The sequence below is a fragment of the Marinomonas vaga genome, assembly GCF_055388305.1.
Genome location: NZ_AP043903.1, coordinates 82912 through 101999, shown reverse-complemented (window position 1 = coordinate 101999; position 19088 = coordinate 82912). Strand labels below are relative to the sequence as shown.

At 45.9% G+C, this 19088-nt stretch carries 16 protein-coding genes; 12 read left to right on the top strand and 4 right to left on the bottom strand.

What is annotated here, in order from left to right; translation table 11 throughout:
• Positions 1 to 34: 34 nt before the first annotated feature.
• Positions 35 to 2353, top strand: a complete 2319-nt coding sequence (locus ACZ5DR_RS00485; protein WP_377364961.1) for a transglycosylase domain-containing protein — start codon at positions 35 to 37, stop codon at positions 2351 to 2353.
• A 137-nt stretch (positions 2354 to 2490) separates the two neighbouring features.
• Complete coding sequence (locus tag ACZ5DR_RS00480) at positions 2491 to 3315, top strand: substrate-binding periplasmic protein (protein ID WP_377364963.1); 825 nt, start codon at positions 2491 to 2493, stop codon at positions 3313 to 3315.
• A gap of 47 nt (positions 3316 to 3362) precedes the next feature.
• Here ACZ5DR_RS00480 and glgA read toward each other — a convergent pair whose 3' ends face one another.
• Entirely contained in the window at positions 3363 to 4799 is a 1437-nt protein-coding gene (glgA, locus tag ACZ5DR_RS00475) for a glycogen synthase GlgA (RefSeq protein WP_377364965.1), read from the bottom strand.
• A gap of 94 nt (positions 4800 to 4893) precedes the next feature.
• Here glgA and glgC point away from each other — a divergent pair, with 94 nt between their 5' ends.
• Complete coding sequence (gene glgC / locus ACZ5DR_RS00470) at positions 4894 to 6144, top strand: glucose-1-phosphate adenylyltransferase (protein ID WP_377364967.1); 1251 nt, start codon at positions 4894 to 4896, stop codon at positions 6142 to 6144.
• Between the two features lie 59 nt (positions 6145 to 6203).
• On the opposite strand, the gene ACZ5DR_RS00465 is transcribed toward glgC, so the two are convergent.
• Positions 6204 to 7118: a TraB/GumN family protein gene (locus ACZ5DR_RS00465; RefSeq protein WP_377364969.1), complete on the bottom strand. Its 915-nt coding sequence runs from the start codon at positions 7116 to 7118 to the stop codon at positions 6204 to 6206.
• Positions 7119 to 7317: 199 nt separating this feature from the next.
• On the opposite strand from ACZ5DR_RS00465, the gene ACZ5DR_RS00460 reads away from it, so the two are divergent.
• The 7 genes from ACZ5DR_RS00460 to acpS all read left to right on the top strand — a co-directional run bounded on the left by ACZ5DR_RS00460 (position 7318) and on the right by acpS (position 13583).
• On the top strand, positions 7318 to 7947 hold the full coding sequence (locus ACZ5DR_RS00460) for a riboflavin synthase subunit alpha (RefSeq protein ID WP_377364971.1): 630 nt from the start codon (positions 7318 to 7320) through the stop codon (positions 7945 to 7947).
• 217 nt (positions 7948 to 8164) lie between these two features.
• A complete protein-coding gene (gene lepA / locus ACZ5DR_RS00455) occupies positions 8165 to 9967 on the top strand; it encodes a translation elongation factor 4 (RefSeq protein WP_377364973.1) in 1803 nt (600 codons plus the stop codon).
• Positions 9968 to 10021: 54 nt separating this feature from the next.
• Complete coding sequence (lepB, locus tag ACZ5DR_RS00450; RefSeq protein ID WP_377364975.1) at positions 10022 to 10840, top strand: signal peptidase I; 819 nt, start codon at positions 10022 to 10024, stop codon at positions 10838 to 10840.
• Between the two features lie 17 nt (positions 10841 to 10857).
• Complete coding sequence (gene rnc, locus ACZ5DR_RS00445) at positions 10858 to 11535, top strand: ribonuclease III (protein WP_464543840.1); 678 nt, start codon at positions 10858 to 10860, stop codon at positions 11533 to 11535.
• A complete protein-coding gene (gene era, locus ACZ5DR_RS00440; RefSeq protein ID WP_377364977.1) occupies positions 11536 to 12447 on the top strand; it encodes a GTPase Era in 912 nt (303 codons plus the stop codon).
• A 6-nt stretch (positions 12448 to 12453) separates the two neighbouring features.
• Complete coding sequence (recO, locus tag ACZ5DR_RS00435) at positions 12454 to 13203, top strand: DNA repair protein RecO (protein WP_377364979.1); 750 nt, start codon at positions 12454 to 12456, stop codon at positions 13201 to 13203.
• The gene (acpS, locus tag ACZ5DR_RS00430; RefSeq protein WP_377364981.1) at positions 13200 to 13583 is read left to right on the top strand and encodes a holo-ACP synthase; all 384 of its coding nucleotides are present in this window, start codon (positions 13200 to 13202) and stop codon (positions 13581 to 13583) included. The genes recO and acpS overlap by 4 nt, the downstream gene beginning before the upstream one ends.
• On the opposite strand, the gene ACZ5DR_RS00425 is transcribed toward acpS, so the two are convergent.
• Both ACZ5DR_RS00425 and ACZ5DR_RS00420 read right to left on the bottom strand, forming a co-directional pair.
• The gene (locus ACZ5DR_RS00425; protein ID WP_377364983.1) at positions 13525 to 16401 is read right to left on the bottom strand and encodes a response regulator; all 2877 of its coding nucleotides are present in this window, start codon (positions 16399 to 16401) and stop codon (positions 13525 to 13527) included. The genes acpS and ACZ5DR_RS00425 overlap by 59 nt on opposite strands.
• Before the next feature lie 26 nt (positions 16402 to 16427).
• A complete protein-coding gene (locus ACZ5DR_RS00420) occupies positions 16428 to 16655 on the bottom strand; it encodes a hypothetical protein (protein ID WP_377364985.1) in 228 nt (75 codons plus the stop codon).
• A 142-nt stretch (positions 16656 to 16797) separates the two neighbouring features.
• On the opposite strand from ACZ5DR_RS00420, the gene cysM reads away from it, so the two are divergent.
• Both cysM and rlmD read left to right on the top strand, forming a co-directional pair.
• A complete protein-coding gene (gene cysM, locus ACZ5DR_RS00415) occupies positions 16798 to 17691 on the top strand; it encodes a cysteine synthase CysM (protein ID WP_377364987.1) in 894 nt (297 codons plus the stop codon).
• A gap of 81 nt (positions 17692 to 17772) precedes the next feature.
• Positions 17773 to 19083: a 23S rRNA (uracil(1939)-C(5))-methyltransferase RlmD gene (rlmD, locus tag ACZ5DR_RS00410; RefSeq protein WP_377364990.1), complete on the top strand. Its 1311-nt coding sequence runs from the start codon at positions 17773 to 17775 to the stop codon at positions 19081 to 19083.
• Positions 19084 to 19088 lie beyond the last annotated feature (5 nt).

The window sequence follows — 19088 nt, the reverse complement described above, 5'->3', positions numbered from 1 at the left end:
GCTCCAACTATTGCCCCAATTTATACTCCCTGCCATGACTAAGAAAACTGCACCTACCTCTAAAAAAACTCCCGTTCGACGCTCTAAATCAAGCAAGAAAGGCTCCTCTTCACCTAAAAGAAAGCAACAGCGCTCCTTTCTGCGTCGAGTGTTTAAATGGCTAATCTTACTTGGTCTGATTGGCAGTATCCCCTTTGCCATTTGGGTTTGGTGGCTGGACCGTCAGGTGGTGGCTTTATTTGAAGGCCAAAAGTGGCAAGTGCCGGCCGAAGTCTATAGTGCGCCCACGATTTTGCGAGATGGTGCACCCTGGCGCAAAGAGGATTTAGAGTCCTTGCTAGCGGCCGTGGGCTATCGTTTTGGTCGCAATAGTCAGAAGGTTGGTTGGGCAGCTCGCAGTGCAACGAAGGTCAGTGCCCATCTACGTCCTTACACGGATCATACTGGCTATCATTCAGAAGCGCGTCGCATCTTTGCATTTGAAGGCGGCAGACTTCAAATTACAGATTTAACCGGAAAGCGTCATGCCACAGCGGTATTGGAGCCACAGAAAATTGGCTATTTATACAATGGCAACACGGAAAGTCGCGATATCCTAACCTATGAGCAAATTCCGAAAAATTTGATTGAGATCTTAACGGCCACTGAGGATAGGGAGTTCTTTAATCATATTGGTATTTCTTTTACCGGTATTGCGCGGGCTGCGTTTGTTAACTTGTCCTCTGGGGCGCGTCGTCAAGGGGGATCCACTCTTACCCAGCAGTTGGTTAAAAATATGTATTTGTCGTCAGAACGGACCTACACCCGTAAACTGACGGAAGTCATCATGTCGTTATCTTTGGAATATCATTACAGCAAAGAAGAGATAATTACCGCTTATGTGAACGAGGTGTATTTGGCTCAGGAGGGGAGCAGTGCTCTCCATGGTTTTGCCGCGGCGAGTCAGTACTTTTTTTCACGCCCGCTTAATGAGCTAAATATTGATGAACTGGCGTTATTGGTGGGAATGGTGAAGGGGCCATCCCTTTACAACCCCCGTCGTAATCCTGAGCGTGCTAAGGAACGACGTAATGTGGTGCTTGATATTCTGGTGGACCAGAATCGACTGACTCGAGAGAATGCCAATGTCCTTCAGAAACAACCATTACGTCTGGCGACCAAAGGAAAACGCCGCTCCATTTTTGGTGACTACCTTGACTTAGTGTCGATGCAGCTTGAGCGGGATTTTGATCCCACTCGGTTAGCAACAGAAAACCTCAGAATCTACACGGGCCTTGATGTGCGAGCGCAAAAAGCGGCCATAGATGCCATGCATAGTCAGGTGGACGCTCTGGCTCGGGCAGATAAATCCCTTAAAGATTTACAGGGCGCCATGGTGGTGACCGACAGACGTACGGGACAAGTGCGGGCTATTGTTGGTTCTTCTGATGAATACTACAGCGGTTTTAACCGCACACTGGCTGCTGTTAGGCCAATAGGGTCCTTGGTGAAGCCTGCTATTTACTTAGCGGCTATTTCTTCAGGCCGTTATACCTGGTGGGACAGAGTACAAGACGAACCGCAGCAATTTAAGATCGGCAATCAAGTGTGGGCACCACAGAACTATAGTCGCACCACCCATGGGGAAGTGCCCTTGTATGTGGCTATGTCGAAGTCCTATAACCTGGCCACTATCGATCTTGCAAATCAGTTAGGCTTTGATCGTATAGGTGATACCCTGCGACAGCTCGGTGTGAAGCGTCCGTTTACCATGTATCCCTCTGTTGCCTTAGGTTCCCTTGAGCTATCTCCTTTTGAAGTGGCGCGCTTGTACCAGCCAGTCGCTTCTGTCGGAGCAAGCAGTGAGTTAGGTGTAGTGCTATCTGTGATGGACCAAGGTGGTAAGGTGTTGAAGCGTTTTGATCGTAAAACGGATGTGCCCTTTACCGAAGAAGCCTTGGGTGTCACCTTGGCTGGCATGACAAAAGTGCCAGAAATTGGTACGGCAAGGGCAGCCCAAGCGACCTTTCCAGCTATGCGCTTTGCAGCCAAAACCGGTACGACAAATGATCAGAGGGATAGCTGGTTCCTAGCTATTAGCGATGACTATTTATCGACCGTTTGGTTGGGTATGGATGACAACACTCCGATGAAGATAACGGGGAGCTCAGGCGCACAGAAAGTATGGATAGATTTTACTAAGCGTTTGCCCCAGGGCTCATTGTCTAGAGAGTTACCAGAGGGCGCTCGATATTTCCAAGTGAGCCAAGATGAATTTGAGTTAGCGGCGGAGCGCTGCGATGACAAGGTGGAATTGCCCTTTGTCTTGGGCACTGAGCCTCGTTCATCGACTTCATGCTTGTGGCCATTTTAACTAGTGGACAAAGTCACTCAAATGTTTGTAATTAGTTGTTATTTATGGCTTTATAAGTGTAAGTAAGCTTTAGTCGACTCAAATGGATGAGAGTTCTGGGCAATGTATGTTCCATCTAACATCCTAAAAAATGATTTATGATACGTCGAAAAGCAACCGCACCTAGAATTACGAAAAATCTCATTGGTTTAACAACTTTGTTGCTCATGTCTATGGGTGGCAAGGCCTTCGCTCAACCCTCTGAATGCATGTCGCTAACCGCCACAGGTAATCCTGAATACCCGCCATTCTTGTGGCAGAGTGAGTCAGGACATCATCTAGAGGGGGCGGTTTCTCATCTGCTACAACGACTTTCTGAAAAAATACATGTACCGATAAGCATGAAGTATGTGGGGCCTTGGTCTAGATCCCAGCAAGAAGTGCGCAGTGGTCGAGTCGATTTAATGGCGGGGGCCTTTTACACCTCCGAACGGGCGGATTACATGGAGTACTTTTCGCCAGCTATGCTGTTTACTAAGAGTGTGGTGTGGCAGGCTAATGATCATAAGTTTCCCTACCATCAGCGGGAGGATTTAGTGGGTCGTTGGGGCGTCACTGTGATCAACAACAGCTTTGGTCAAACATTTGATGAGTACGCCCGAGATAATCTTAATTTGTTAAAAGTCGCCAGTCTCGATCAAGCGTTTAATATGTTAATTGCTGGTCGGGCTGACTATGTTCTCTATGAGCGAGGTCCAGGAGCCGCTTATGCGGACCATCTAGGTCTTGCTGAAAAGGTTGTGGCAATGGAGCCTGCCATCAGTAGTGAAGGACTGTTTTTAGCTATTTCCAAACAGTCCCCATGTAACACGGAAGCCTTTAAAACCATTCTTGCAACCGCTTTATCCGAACTGGTGGAAGATGGCGCACCACAGCAAGCCATGTTAAATGGCATGATGGACTGGGCTAATACTAAGCGTTAGATGAGAGGAGAGACTCTGCAATTCTCTATGATTGCAGAGTCTATGATTTAAGCGTTGCTCAAGAGCTTCTTGTAAAGGGAGATCCACTCTCCTGTTACTCGCTTCCAACTATGATCTTGTCCCATAGCGTTATGCTGGAGTTCTCGCCAAGTGCCTAAATTGGCAAACGCTGCTAACGAGCGCTGTATGGCATCCGTTAAATCCTTAATGGACGCATTTTCAAATACGAATCCGTTGGCCTTATTGCCGACTTCAAAAATGGTGTCCGCTAGACCCCCCGTTTTACGAACTAAGGGCAGTGTTCCATATTTCAAAGCGTACAATTGAGTCAGACCACAGGGTTCGAAGCGGGACGGAATCAAAAGAATGTCAACGCCAGCCTGAAGTCTGTGGGAGTATGCTTCGTCATAACCAATACGAACTGCCACCTGCTGAGGATAGCGTTCTTGCAAAGCAAGGTATTGGGCTTCCAATGTTGCGTCTCCTGATCCTAATAGAATCAACATAGCACCTTGCTTCAAGGCTGTTTCCATGGCGATTGGAATCAGGTCGAGCCCCTTTTGTTCTGTTAAACGGCTGACCACGCCAAAGACAGGCACCTCGGGCTTTTCTGGTAAGTTGTTTTCTCGCTGTAGGGCTAATTTGTTCGCCAGCTTTTTGTCAATGCTGTCGATGCTGTATTGGGTATCAATGTGAGGGTCCACTTCTGGCGACCATTCATCATAATCCACACCATTGAGAATGCCGGTAAGCTTATGACTTATAGCGCTGAGAGTGCCGTCTAGTCCATCACCGTATTCTGGCGTTAGGATTTCCTTAGCATAGGTTGGACTCACTGTGGTGATGGCGTCGGCGAACACCAAGCCAGCCTTTAATGCCGAGAATTGACCGTAAAACTCCATACCGTGCATGTTGAGTAGATCGTTTGACAAGCGCACGTCTGGGAATCGTTCCAATGGAAAGCTTCCGTTGTAACGTAGATTATGTACGGTTGTAATAATCGGCGGATGTTGAGTTTTCCAAGCTTTAAGATAGGCTGCGGCAAAGCCGGTCTGCCAATCATTCAAATGCAGTAAGTCAGGCTTCCATCCTAGTAGCTGCCCATGCTGGGCAAGAAATGCGCAGACCCAAGAAAAAGCTGCGAATCGAATATGATTATCAGGATAGTCATAGCCATAACTGTCTAAATAGGGACCTGCGTCACGTTCGAATAAACTTTGGCATTGCACAAGATAAATAGGAACGTCAGAGTTAGGTAAGCTAGACTCTAATAGTATAAGGTCGCCCGTATTGAAAGGATTACCAAGGTTGGTTTCTCTTTTTATCGGTTTGACCTTGTCTAATATGCCTGAATAGGCAGGCATAATGAGTTTAATGTCAATGCCTTGTTTTTTCAGGGCGATAGGGAGAGAGCCTGCAACATCTGCAAGCCCGCCAGTTTTTATGAGAGGGTGAATCTCAGATGCGGCAAAGAGGACTTTCATAATTCCCTTTTCATGTTGATTTACTAATATGACCAGAGTATACCTAATAACACGCTAATGTAATGTTAGGCTTGGATAAAAATAAGGGTAAGATATGGATTTGAATACCGCTCGAATGAATACACTCTCGTTAATCCTGGCAGGAGGTCGAGGGTCCCGTCTAAAACAGCTCACTGATCACCGTTCCAAGCCTGCAGTGCCCATTGCTGGCAAATATAAAATTATCGACTTTCCTCTTTCAAATTGTATTAACTCAGGTATGAGAAAAATAGCGGTACTTACTCAATATCGCTCCCATACTTTGAACCAGCATGTACAAAGAGGTTGGAACTTTTTGCGTTCCGACTTTAATGAGTTTATTGAGCTTTGGCCTGCTCAGCAGCAAACCGGTGAAGACTGGTATCGCGGAACGGCCGATGCGGTTTATCAAAACCTAAAGATGATTAATGAGTTAAACAGCGAGTACATATTAATTCTTGCTGGGGATCATGTGTATCGTCAAGACTACAGTGTTATGTTGCAAGAACACATTGAGAATGGGGCTGATGTCACAGTTGCTTGTATTGAAGTGCCCGTTAAAGAAGCGGATCAATTCGGCATAATGCATGTTGATGAAGACGATAATATTATCGCTTTTGAAGAAAAGCCAAAAAATCCGCCCACCATGCCAGGCAATCCAAATGTTTCTTTAGCCAGTATGGGGATTTATATTTTTAGTACCAAGTTTCTCCGTGACAAACTAAATAATGACTCTAAAGATAATCAGTCCAGTCACGATTTTGGTAAAGATTTGATTCCTTTGTTTGTTGGTAGCTCACGAATTAAGGCCCATCACTTTAGTCGCAGTTGTATTCCCAACGACAGTTACCCTGGTAAACCTTATTGGCGGGATGTAGGTACTTTGACGGCCTATTGGGAATCGAACATGGATTTAACCAAGTTGGTGCCTGAGCTTGATTTATACGATGAGTCTTGGCCAATTCGAACGACTCATTATCAACGTCCAGCGGCAAAGTTTAACTACAATTATGAAGAGCGTATCGGGACTGCTCTTAACTCAGTGGTCTCTGCAGGATGTATTGTATCTGGCTCCACTGTCGAGCAATCTATTTTGTTTAATAACGTTCGTGTTAATTCTTATTCCCATGTAAAAAAGTCTGTGGTGCTACCTCGATGTGATATCGGACGTCATTGCCAGCTAACAAATGTGGTGGTGGATTCGGATACTCAAATTCCGCCAAATACCATTATTGGTGAAGACCCGGTAGCCGATGCGGAGCGTTTCTATCGTAATGAAGACGGTATCGTATTAGTGACCCAAGAGATGATCGATCGTCTCAAATAATCCTTTTTGGATGTTTGCTTATGTCTCATGAAGCCTCTCACAAAGAGGCTTTTTTGATGTCACTGGGCCGTGAACAGAGGCTCAACATAGTAACCTTTTTGCTCTAATAGTTTGATCACACTGTTAGGGCCACTTAAGTGTAGGGCGCCTACCACCACAAATGTGGTTAAAGGACGGGAGGGAGCTTGGCTTAGGTATAAGCCAATAATATCCGCCATATGGCGATTACGCTTGTCTAATAACGCTTCCATCATGGGCTTCAAAGCAGGAGTTGTAAGGACGTCCTCATAAACGAATTGATAAAGTTCGTCTGGCTTTGCGGTCCGCCAATATTCTACCATTTCGCCCATGTAATCTTGATCTTCATATTGATCTAGACTGGTTTCCAACATGGCAAGCTGGGCTTGAAATGGCGCATCTGCAATGGCGTTGATTTGTTGGCTAAGGGTCTCTAGCTCAAGGATTGGCAGGCCTTTTTCTTTTGCTAGCGTTAGAAAGTGAAGGTCTACTCCTAAATCTGCCTGGTAGTCTCCTTGTGCAAGCTGTGCTTGAGTGAGCTGTTCTACCAACATCCATGGGCGTAGTTTGAGCATCTGCTCATAACTAGAGCCATTGTGTTTGGCCAGCTCTTTGAGTTGCTTTAGATGTGCGTCTGATAAGAACCTTTCTAGGGTCACACCCTCAGGGAGCCACATTTTTTGGCGTACTATCTGGGCGGACCGATAAGGGTCTAAAGCTTGCGGGTCTAATTCAACTGCTAGCCGGTCGGACTCATTAAAGGCGGATTCATAGGCAGTCGGGAGAGGATAAAAATCTTCTGTTAGAGCGTGAATCGACCCAGCAAGATAGACGGTGGCTCGCTGATATTGCACTTTCCATAAGAAAGGTTGATAGGTGCTGGCTAAAACCGAGGCGGTTGCAAGCACCAAGTAAAGAGTCAGAGTGGACTTGAAAAGTCGGTAGAATAGACGCATTAAGAATCACATCATCAAAATTTGTGACGGGGTATTATCCACTTCGCTTGTGGATAACTGTTGTAGAGATGCCGTAATAACTCCCTCAAAGCCCTGTCATAGTGGGCTTGAGTCGGTTTAGTATATAAAATCTTCAGTCACCTCTAAGTCGCTGGTTTTATAACCAAGCTTAATAATATTTCAATAAGAGGATCTATTTATGTTTACGGGTATCGTTCAAGGTATGGCGGAAGTTGCGTCCTGTCAACCACAGGGCCGTAATCGACGTTTAAAAGTTGCATTTCCTCAGGGTGTGATGCACGACCAGCAACTGGGAGCCAGTGTTGCAATCAATGGGGTTTGTTTAACGGTTGCAGAGATGGATGCAGAAACCTTGGCTTTTGATGTCATTGATACCACCCTAAATCTAACTAATATCGGCCTACTGGAAGGCGGCTCCATCGTGAATTTCGAGCGTGCTGCCAAAATGGGTGACGAAGTCGGTGGTCACGTTATGTCTGGTCACATTATGACAACTGTGACAGTCAGCAAGCTTGAGCAAATTGGTGAGAGTTTTCATATTCGCTTTCAGGTGGCTAATGATGAGATTGATGCTCGCCGTTATTTGTTTGATAAAGGCTATGTGGGCTTGAATGGGGCAAGCTTAACGATTAGCGATATTGGTGATGATTGGATTGAAGTGTCACTGATTCCAGAGACCTTACGTTTGACGACATTTGGTCAATTGGAAGTGGGTTCAAAGGTAAATCTAGAGATTGATTCCCACACTCAGGCAACGGTTGATACGGTTGAGCGAGTTTTAAAACAGCGTGGCATTGTTTTACCGTAACGAAATGAACAAATGGTGTGATTCTGCTGAAATAAATGGAGTGTATCCATGATTTTCGGTAGAATGCGCGCCATATTTTGTCCTGAGAACCTGTTTATAAGTCATTTATTGAAAACTCAGTGGGTGTCATTCACTCCACGGGGCTTTGGCTGTGCCGAACTAGCTGACTTATCAACAGGTACTCTTATAGAAATCGCTTTTTAAGTGTGAGTGTAAAGTGTCAAATAATTTAAAGCACATCCGAAATTTCTCTATTATTGCCCACATCGACCACGGTAAGTCGACGTTGGCTGACCGCTTCATTCAGAAGTGTGAAGGACTAAGTGAGCGCGAAATGGCTGCTCAAGTTCTTGATTCTATGGATATCGAGCGTGAGCGCGGTATTACCATCAAAGCTCAAAGTGTGACCTTGGATTACCATGCACAGGATGGCAACACCTACCAGTTGAACTTTATCGATACTCCTGGGCACGTGGACTTTTCATACGAAGTATCCCGTTCTTTAGCGGCCTGTGAAGGGGCTTTGCTAGTAGTGGACGCAGCTCAGGGCGTTGAAGCTCAATCTGTGGCGAACTGTTACACCGCCATCGAGCAAGGCCTCGAAGTCATGCCTGTGTTGAATAAGATCGATCTACCTCAAGCTGAGCCTGAGCGGGTGTCCGCTGAGATCGAAGAGATCATCGGTATCGATGCTGTGGGCGCCGTAACCTGTTCTGCGAAAACAGGTGTTGGCGTAGACGATGTACTGGAGCGTTTGGTTGCCACCATTCCACCACCGGAGGGTGATACAGAAGCACCTCTGCAGGCGTTGATCATCGACTCTTGGTTTGATAACTACCTAGGGGTTGTGTCTCTTGTACGTATTAAACAAGGCACCCTGAAGAAGAAAGACAAGATCTTTATCAAGTCTACCAAGCAAAGCTACCCAGTGGATAACGTCGGTATCTTTACGCCAAAACGTAAAGAAACGGGCATTTTGAAAGCGGGCGAAGTGGGTTATGTGATCGCAGGCATCAAGGACATCCATGGTGCGCCAGTGGGTGATACGATCACTCATATTCACTCCCAAGACGTCGCCCAGTTATCAGGTTTCCAAAAAGTGAAACCCCAGGTGTACGCAGGTCTTTTCCCGGTTAGCTCTGATGACTATGAAGATTTCCGTGAAGCGTTAGATAAATTAACGTTAAACGATGCGTCCTTGTTCTTCGAGCCAGAATCCTCCGACGCATTAGGCTTTGGCTTCCGTTGTGGTTTCTTGGGCATGCTGCACATGGAAATCATTCAAGAGCGACTAGAGCGTGAATACGATTTGGACCTGATTACAACGGCACCAACCGTAGTATATGAGGTGGAACTAAACTCAGGTGAAGTTATCAATGTAGATAGCCCGTCTAAAATGCCTGATTTAGGGACTATTCGCGAGATGCGCGAACCGATTGTAGAAGCTAACATCTTGGTGCCTCAGGAGTACTTGGGTAACGTTATTTCTTTGTGTGTTGAAAAGCGTGGTATTCAAAAGGACATGCTGTACGTGGGTAACCAAGTGCAGTTACGTTACCATTTGCCGATGAACGAAGTGGTGCTGGACTTCTTTGACCGATTGAAATCCTGTAGCCGTGGGTTTGCGTCTTTAGATTATGCGTTTACGCATTTCGAACCCGCTCCGTTAGTGCGTTTGGACATCTTGATCAACGGTGATCGCGTGGATGCTTTGGCTCTGATCATGCACCGGGACAATGTTTTACATAAAGGCCGCGCCCTGTGTGAAAAGATGAAAGACTTGATCCCACGCCAAATGTTTGACGTGGCGATTCAGGGGGCTGTAGGCGCTAAAGTCATTGCTCGAACGACGGTAAAAGCATTGCGTAAGAACGTAACCGCGAAGTGTTATGGTGGTGACGTGAGCCGTAAGAAGAAGCTGCTCCAGAAGCAAAAAGAAGGTAAGAAGCGGATGAAGCAAGTGGGGAACGTTGAGGTTCCGCAATCTGCATTCTTGGCGGTGCTGAAAGTAGACAGTTAAGACGGAATCAACCAGAGCCGCATTTAGTGCGGCTCTTTTGCTTGGAGAAGTAGTATGGATTTTGAGTTGATTTTAGCCATTGCCTTTATTGTAACGGCGGCTGCTTGGATATACGACCGCATCGTGTATGCCCCTAAACGTAAAGCAGTAATGGCTGAAATGGCACCGGAAGCCTTATCTCAGTTAGATAAAAACACAAAGCAGCATCTTGCCGAGACACCGAAATGGTTGTCGGAGGTAAAATCTTACTTTGTGATCATCGCGGTAATTTTTGGTCTGCGTTCGTTTGTGATCGAACCTTTTCAGATTCCTTCTGGTTCAATGCTGCCAACGTTGAAGATCGGCGATTTTATTGTGGTGAACAAATTTGATTACGGGGTTCGACTGCCTGTACTCAATACGACATTGATCCCAACAACTGAGCCTAAGCGCGGCGATGTGGTGGTGTTTAAGTACCCTGAAGACCCAAGCTTAAACTATATTAAACGTATGATCGGCCTGCCTGGGGATGTGATCAGCTACCACAACAAGCGTTTGATGGTGAACGGTAAGCTGGTGGATGAAAGCTTATTAGCAGAATTGCCCGTGTCTCTAAATCCTAACCGAGAGCCTGTGCGTCTTTATGAAGAGCATCTAGAGGGCGTGGATCATCAGGTCTACAAGAGTTTTCGCCGTAATCCTTTAGAAGGGGATTGGGTGGTGCCTGAAGGTCATTATTTTGTCTTGGGTGATAACCGAGATAATAGCGCCGACAGCCGAGTATGGGGCTTTGTACCAGAAGAAAATCTAAAAGGCCGAGCATTTTATGTTTGGTTGCATTGGAATGAGTTTTTTAGCCTTCCAAGCTTTAAGAATAATGGTTTAATTGAATAGTTGTTATTGGAGACATTTTGAACTCTCTTTATGAAAAATTGAGTCGCCGAATAGGGTACTTTTTTGCAGATCTTGGTTTGCTAGAGCTGGCTCTGACCCACCGCAGTTATGGCGGCAAGAATAATGAGCGCCTAGAATTCCTAGGTGACTCGATTCTAAATTATGTGATTGCTGAGGATTTGTTTCATCGCTTTCCTAAAGCAAAGGAAGGCGAGTTAAGCCGCTTACGGGCTTCTTTGGTGAAGGGAGATACCTTGGCGGAATTGGCTCGAGAGTTCCAGCTAGGGGATTGCCTTAAACTGGGAGCGGGTGAGTTGAAAAGCGGCGGTTTTCGCCGAGACTCTATCCTTGCGGATGCAGTAGAAGGCATCATTGGCGCTATCTATTTAGATGCAGGTATGGATGTCTGCCGTCAGCACATTTTGGAATGGTACAAAGAGCGTCTTAACGCCACCTCTTTAAAGGTTGTGACAAAAGATGCGAAAACACGTCTGCAGGAATTCTTGCAAGCTCGCAAGCATGCTCTGCCACAGTACGATGTGGTGGATATTGTAGGTGAGCCTCATGACCAGACATTCTTTGTCCATTGCCAAATTGAGTTGTTTGAATCGCCTATAGAGGGCAAAGGCAGTAGTCGTCGTATCGCTGAGCAAAATGCTGCGTCCAAAGCATTGAAACAATTGGAAAAGAAATAAATGCACGAAGAAGAATTACAAGACATTACTCACTGCGGCTTTGTTGCCATTGTGGGGCGTCCAAACGTTGGTAAATCCACCCTGATGAACCATGTGTTAGGGCAAAAGCTTTCGATCACCTCGCGTAAACCGCAAACGACCCGTGATCAAATTCTTGGTGTGCAAACAAAAGGCCATATACAAACCATTTATGTGGATACCCCTGGGCTTCATAAAGGTCAGGATAAGGCGATTAACCGTTTTATGAACCGTACCGCATCTTCTGCGTTAAAAGACGTTGATTTGGTGCTGTTTGTGATTGATGCTGAACGCTGGACCGATGAAGATGATGTGGTGCTATCTAAGCTCCAATATGTTGATTGCCCAGTGATTTTAGTGGTCAATAAAATTGATAAGCTGGAAGAAAAAGACGAACTTCTGCCACGTATGATGATGCTGTCTGAAAAGATGGAGTTTGCGCAGATCGTGCCGATTTCTGCGTTACGTAACAATAATCTTGATCGTCTTGAGAATCTGGTAGAAAGCTACATTCCCGAAGGCACTCAGTATTACCCTGATGACCAAATTACCAATCGTAGCTCTCGTTTCTTGGCGGCTGAGATCGTTCGTGAAAAGATCACTCGCCAGTTAGGTCAAGAAGTCCCCTATGAAGTGGCGGTACAGATTGAAGAGTTTGTATTTGAAGGGGCAACCATCCATATTAGTGCTTTGATTCTGGTAGAGCGTGATGGCCAAAAGCGTATCATCATTGGTGACAAAGGCTCCAAGATTAAGCTAATTGGTAAAGAAGCTCGTATCGACATGGAAAACCTCTTCCAGCAAAAAGTCATGCTTAATCTATGGATCAAGGTACGTTCCGGTTGGTCTGATGATGAGCGTGCTTTGGCGAGTTTAGGCTACCAAGAAGACTAGCTTATCGTGCGAGTTCAGGGCTATGTGATTCATACGCGTCCATTTCAAGACAATAAAGTCTTACTGGATGTGCTGACGCAAGAGCAGGGCTTGATTCGAGCGGTTTGGCGTCGAAATACTAAAGAGGCTCGGGTAACCCCCGGGTCTTTTTTATTGCATGAGCTTGAGCTAAGTGGTCGAGGAGAATTAAAGACGGCCCGTTCAGTGGAGCCATTAGAGAGTGCGGCCAGTCTTCAGGGGAATGGTCTGTATAGCGCTTTTTATTTGCATGAGTTACTTGAACGTTTGGTGCCCACTAATCTGCCTGTTGAACCTTTGTTTATCCTTTATCAGTGGGTGATCGTCAATCTTAGGCAAGGTGTGCCTATCGCGCCTCTTTTGCGACGTTTTGAGGTGGGCTTGTTTGATGAGCTTGGAATGGGGATTAACCTGTCCTGTACCGCCCGAGGAGAGGTGCTTCGATCTACCCAGTTGTATCAGTTTCATGGCAAGTTCGGTCTACGTCCGTATCTGGGGGATCAGCCTAAAGTGCGGCCCATGATATATTTGGACGGTGCGACGGCCAAAGGATATACGGCAGGTCTTTGGTCAAATCGGAGTGTCTTGTCCATGGCTAAAGAACTTCATCGAGCTTGGCTTGATGCTGCTTTGGGGGGGAGGGAGTTGAAATCCCGAGACTTGTTGCCCGCAGCCGAGTTTGCGGGGGAAAGATTGTGGCAAGTGCCTGTGTTTAGATTTGAGGAATCCATAAAATGATTATTGGTGTAGGTACAGACATTGTGGAAATCCCCCGAATCACCGCTTCGATTGAGCGTTTGGGAGATAAGTTTGTTAACCGAATTCTGACGCCAGTAGAGCGAGAGCGTTACGATACCTTTGGTCATAAAGACAAGGCTGCTGCTTATGTGGCGAAACGATTTGCTGCAAAAGAAGCTGCCGTTAAAGCCATGGGAACAGGCATTGGGTCAGGGGTCAGTTTTCAACATTTCTCTGTGCTGAATCGGCCATCAGGCCAACCTTACCTTGAGGTGTCTTCAGAGTTAGATGAAATCCTTGGGCAGCCAGTAAACTGGCATCTCAGTTTGTCGGATGAGCAGAGTTATGCTCTGGCTTTTGTGACCCTTGAGGCCAAGTGATTAAAGGCAGTGCATTTTCTAATCTCGTAATCGCATTCAAAAAGTCTTCGTAGACTTCTTCCACTTCATCAAAGCCAAGCTCTTTTAAATGGGTTTCTAAGAAATTAGCGTGGCGGGTCATTTCTATTGTGCCTGAGTATTTGCTGGCACCGTGGATTCTATGGACAGTGGCGATCAGCTTTTCAAGATTTTCGGACTCATAGTGATGTTGCAGGGAGCGTTTATCTTCTACGAGTGACTCCATCAACATATCCAGTAACTCGGAAGCCGCTTCCACTCGGTTCCCCGTCATGGAGAGGGCTTTCTCCATATCAAAAATATCAGCCAAATGATCAATTACCTGGGTGCTATGGCGGCGCTCAGTAATGCACCACTCTCGAATGGTGGATACGAGAATCTCTTCATTGATGGGTTTACTCAAATAGGCATTCATGCCACTGGCTAACATGGACTGTTGCTCTTCGGCGAGGGCATGGGCTGTTAGGGCAATGATGGGCGTATCTTTGTAGGACTCTATTTCACGCAGTCTTTGACTGGTCTCCATGCCGTCCATTTGGGGCATTTGAATATCCATTAAGATCAAATCAAATTGAGTCTCTTGGGCCTTATCAAGGGCTTGTTGACCAGAATAGGCAAGGCTTAAGTTGATCTTATAAGGCTCTAGCCAGTGCCCCAATAATTGTAGGTTAATAGGGGTGTCATCCACTGCCAGTAGGTTTAAGCCTGCCAGATCATCAATGGTGTCATTCTCTTTGTCTTTAGTCACTGTCGTAGGGGTATTAGAGGCTTGTGACAGTATTTCCTGCTCTACTGATACCAGACTTGCGTTGGCAATGGCGTGATGCAGCTTACGATAGCTAAGGGGCTTGAGTAGTACCTGGCTCGCAATATGGTGTAAGCGTGATTGATCTGATACTTGGGCGGAGGGCTTGATCATAAGAACACAGGGGGTGTTAAAGCGTGATTGAAGGTACTCAATGAGTTGTGCTGCTTCATTGGCGATCACTGGTTTGTTTTCAATATGCAGTATGGCGCAATGGTAGTCCTCATGATTACTATGAAGAACGGCAATCATTTCTTCTATGGAGCTGGTGCTGTCGTAGGTCACATCAATATTGCTTAAAAAGTGAGTGATACCTTTTCTGTAATTGGCATTGGGCTCCAGAATAAGTACGTGCTTATGCAATGCTGGTAACGGTGCTTCAGCTTTATCCGATGGTTTAAACGTTAAGCTAAAATAGAAGTTTGAGCCACGGCCTTCCTCACTGCTGACTTGGATGGTGCCGTTCATCTGCTCAATCAGCTTTTTGGTAATTACTAACCCTAATCCTGTCCCTGAGAAGTTACGGGAGCGGCTTGGGTCTACCTGTGAAAAAGGTTTAAAGAGTTGGTTGAGTTTGCTACTGGGAATGCCGAGCCCAGTGTCGATAACTTGGAGGCTGATTTCGATGGCGTGTTCGGTTTTAGAGGTAAGGTTTACCACAACTTGGACGGAGCCGTTTTGGGTGAACTTAATGGCATTACCCACGAGATTGGTCAAAATTTGTCGAACGCGAATTGCGTCGCCTTTTACCCAAGCGGGTACGTCCGCCGAATAAGAAGGGATTAAATCAATGGCCTTGTCATCGTTTAGCAAGGTGGATGATAGGGTGTGAAAGACTTCATCAATCATTTCTTGTAAGTTGAAGTCACTCGGTTCAAGTACTAACTTACCGGCCTCTATTTTGGAAAAGTCTAAAATATCGCCAATGGTTGCAAGCAAGTTGTTAGTGGATTGAGCGATGGTGTCCACATAAGTCAATTGATGAAGGTTGAGTTGATCCTTTTGCAGTAATTTGGTGTATCCCAATATGGCGTTAAGAGGGGTACGTACCTCATGGGAGATGTTCGCGAGGAACTGGGATTTTAGGCGGTTGGACTCGGTGGCTTCTTTGTTGGCGATGTGCAACTGGGCGCTTTTCTCTTCTAGCTGAAGCGCATGTTCTCTGGCTTCTTTCGTGGTCTGTGAGATTTCTTCTTCCAATTCCGCTCGATAGTTATTCAGCCGCTCAGAAATGTATTCAAGGTCAGTTTTGGTTTGTAGTAGCTCGGTGGGGAGTTTTACTTCGCGGGCTTTGTCATAGTGGCCACTGGCAATATCACGAATAGTATTACTCATGTCTCCCCAAGGTTTTGCAATGCGTTGAATATATTTGTGGCACAAATAGGCCATAAGCAGCAGCAAAACGATGGTATAGAGCATGATGAATGCAATCTTACTAAGTATGGTTAGCCTAACGCCGTCTGTGGTGGCGTTGACTTGAACCCAGCCTAACAATTCTCGGTTATCATCTTTTGGAGAGCCTGCCGCTCCTTGGATGAATAGCTCGTCAGTTTGTTCCAAAATTTGAGCGCTATCGAAATTAGTTGTACTACTGGCGGTATAAAATACTGGTGCAATAGAAAGATAAATGGCTCGATCATCCAAGTAATAGCTTTCGGAAAGACCTCTGAGTTGTTTTTCCGGAGGGAGAATTCGACCGACGCTATCCATTAGCTCGCCTTTGGCGTCGTAATAGCTAACGCCAATCACATCACGTTGATGTAGTAGGTTTTGGATGTTGTTGTTCAGCAGGTTGCGATCATTAAAAAGCAGAGCATAGCCACTGGCGCTTGCTGATTGCTCTGCTAGATAAGTGTTGTTGCGCTCAAATTGGGTTATTTGAGTCGTGATTTCTGAGTAGGAAAGATACGCTGCTGACAATAGTGCAAGCGCAAAGATAGGCAGGAAAAGGGTCTTCCAGAGCGAGGTTTTGATCGACGACGAGGGGAAGCCCATTTAAATTCCTATTTCTTTCAATAACCCTAGTAACAGGCTATGTTACCTTTCTTTCTACGGCGATCACATTCACGCTCGTAGTTTTCACAGGCGAGAACCTTAGTACGGGAGGGGTTGCTAATGGTTTTGCATTCACGCCATTTGCTTCTAAGTTCCGCATCAGGGATGTCGGCTGAAGGACCACCAAACATGTCGCACCCTGATAAAGAGGCTACAACAAGTACAGAACAGAGTGTAGTAGGTAAGGTGCGCATAGTTGTCACTCCTAATGCAGCGATATAGAACTAAGTTTATAACGACTTTTTATTGTATTCCGTAATTGATCTGCATTCTAATATGTTCTGGTTACAAAGCGTAAATCATTATTTTCAAACGAATCTCTAATATTTGGGCAATATGAACGAATATCCAACAATTGAAGCTATTATTGGCAATACGCCAGTGGTTGCACTGCAAAGAATCAACCCTAATTCTAGTAATACTATCTTGCTAAAGCTAGAAGGGCAGAATCCTGCGGGATCAGTGAAAGACCGTCCCGCGCTAAATATGATTGCTCAAGCAGAGCGTCGTGGAGATATTCAGCCCGGTGATAGCCTTATCGAAGCCACCAGTGGAAACACGGGAATTGCCCTAGCAATGGCAGCGGCAATAAAGGGTTACACCATGCACTTGATCATGCCGGATAACATGAGTCAGGAGCGTAAATCCGCTATGAGCGCTTATGGAGCCGTTTTGCATCTAGTATCGAAAGAAGAAGGCATGGAACGTGCCCGAGATCTGGCGCTGGAAATGCAAGCACAAGGCAAGGGTAAAGTGTTGAACCAATTTGGTAACGACGATAACCCGGCCGCCCATTACAGCTCTACTGGCCCTGAAATTTGGCAGCAAACTCAAGGTACGGTGACCCATTTTGTGAGTTCTATGGGGACAACCGGCACCATCATGGGCATATCTAAATACCTTAAAGAGCAGAATTCTGAGGTGCAGATCGTTGGCTTGCAGCCTGCCGAGGGCAGTAGTATTCCTGGTATTCGACGTTGGCCTAAGGAATATCTTCCAACTATTTTTGATGAGTCTAGAGTGGATCAGGTGATGGACATCAATCAAGAAGAGGCAGAAATTACCATGCGTCGCTTGGCGAAAGAAGAGGGCATCTTCTGTGGCGTGTCTTCTGGTGGTGCGGTGAGTGCCGCATTGCGTCTGTCAGAGACCCTAGAGAATGCCGTCATTGTTGCCATCATTTGTGATCGTGGTGATCGTTATTTGTCTACAGGTGTGTTCAACGATTAAGGTTGATTCGCCTTACAGCCTAGGTCAATGGAGCGCAATAGGGTATGATTCGCCTATTTCCTTGCCATTAGAGAGATTGTTTTGAAAAGTCGCTCGCCTCGCCGCTCCAGAACCACTCCAGTCAAATCCATTGCAAACCCCATTCGCCTTTATGATATTGAAGATATGTCCTATGAGGGTGAAGGGGTGGCCCGTGAAAATGGCAAGGTAACCTTTGTTGCTAATGCGCTCCTTGGAGAGCAAGTGGAAGCTCGCGTGATAAAAGAAACGCGAAGTTTGAATCATGCGCAACTGACTCAGATTATCACCCCTAGCCCCGATCGGCAGACACCATTTTGTCAGCATTTTGAACAATGTGGAGGATGTCAGTTGCAACACCTTTCTACCTCCGGCCAACGAGATTTAAAAGTGGGTTGGTTGCGCAACCATCTCAGAAAAATAGACCTTCCGGCTGATATTTCTCGCCTTGAAAAAGACGAATTTGGCTACCGACGTCGTGCTCGTTTATCCGTTTTTGTAAAACAGGGCAAAGTGAGTCTCGGTTTTCGCTCCAAAGCATCCAAAGATATTGTCGATATTGAACAGTGTCCTGTGTTTGTAGCACCTCTTCAGGAAGCTTATCTAAGTTTTAGGGAATATTTCTTAAAGACAGACTTGGCAGGCAAAATGGGGCACGTTGAGCTGTTACAAGATGCGGGTGGTACCGTGGTGGTGTTACGTCAGTCCCGACATGTAAGTGAAGCGGAGAAAGCTGGTTTCAATGCATGGGCTGAGCAAAAAAATATCACCCTCTATTGGCAATCGGTGGAAGATAATCGATTGGTGGGAGAGCCTGAACGCCATTATGAAATAGACGGGGTTAAGGTGAACTTTCACCCCCAGGACTTCATCCAGGTAAATGAAAAGATTAATACTCAGATGGTGGCTCAAGCCCTTGATTGGCTTGAGTTGGCATCAGAGGACGTTGTACTTGACTTGTTTAGCGGCTCGGGCAATTTTTCTCTGCCGTTAGCCAAGCGTGTAAAACAAGTCATAGGAGTGGAAGGTCTGGAATCTATGGTGGAGAAAGGCCGACGAAACGCTGAACAAGCTGGACTCGAAAACATTGAGTTTATTGCTGCGGATTTGACCCAGCCCCCACCAAATAAAATTAAAAAAGCTAAAATCACTAAGGTATTGCTTGATCCACCAAGGGCTGGCGCGATTGAGTTCTTACCGACGCTTGTTCGATTAAAGCCGGACAGTATTTTGTACGTTTCTTGCAACCCATCAACACTCGCTAGGGATGTCGAGTATTTAGTTGATAATGGATTTCATGTGAAGAAGGTTTGTATGATGGACATGTTCCCTCAAACAACGCACATAGAGACAATGATGTTGTTGCAAAAATAAGCCGA

What these genes read in the sequence shown, in the direction of transcription:
- ACZ5DR_RS00485 (WP_377364961.1), top strand. Translation starts at nt 35, where the DNA reads ATGACTAAGAAAACTGCACCTACCTCTAAAAAAACTCCCGTTCGACGC.
- ACZ5DR_RS00480 (WP_377364963.1), top strand. Translation starts at nt 2,491, where the DNA reads ATGATACGTCGAAAAGCAACCGCACCTAGAATTACGAAAAATCTCATT.
- glgA (WP_377364965.1), bottom strand. Translation starts at nt 4,799, where the DNA reads ATGAAAGTCCTCTTTGCCGCATCTGAGATTCACCCTCTCATAAAAACT.
- glgC (WP_377364967.1), top strand. Translation starts at nt 4,894, where the DNA reads ATGGATTTGAATACCGCTCGAATGAATACACTCTCGTTAATCCTGGCA.
- ACZ5DR_RS00465 (WP_377364969.1), bottom strand. Translation starts at nt 7,118, where the DNA reads ATGCGTCTATTCTACCGACTTTTCAAGTCCACTCTGACTCTTTACTTG.
- ACZ5DR_RS00460 (WP_377364971.1), top strand. Translation starts at nt 7,318, where the DNA reads ATGTTTACGGGTATCGTTCAAGGTATGGCGGAAGTTGCGTCCTGTCAA.
- lepB (WP_377364975.1), top strand. Translation starts at nt 10,022, where the DNA reads ATGGATTTTGAGTTGATTTTAGCCATTGCCTTTATTGTAACGGCGGCT.
- era (WP_377364977.1), top strand. Translation starts at nt 11,536, where the DNA reads ATGCACGAAGAAGAATTACAAGACATTACTCACTGCGGCTTTGTTGCC.
- acpS (WP_377364981.1), top strand. Translation starts at nt 13,200, where the DNA reads ATGATTATTGGTGTAGGTACAGACATTGTGGAAATCCCCCGAATCACC.
- ACZ5DR_RS00425 (WP_377364983.1), bottom strand. Translation starts at nt 16,401, where the DNA reads ATGGGCTTCCCCTCGTCGTCGATCAAAACCTCGCTCTGGAAGACCCTT.
- ACZ5DR_RS00420 (WP_377364985.1), bottom strand. Translation starts at nt 16,655, where the DNA reads ATGCGCACCTTACCTACTACACTCTGTTCTGTACTTGTTGTAGCCTCT.
- cysM (WP_377364987.1), top strand. Translation starts at nt 16,798, where the DNA reads ATGAACGAATATCCAACAATTGAAGCTATTATTGGCAATACGCCAGTG.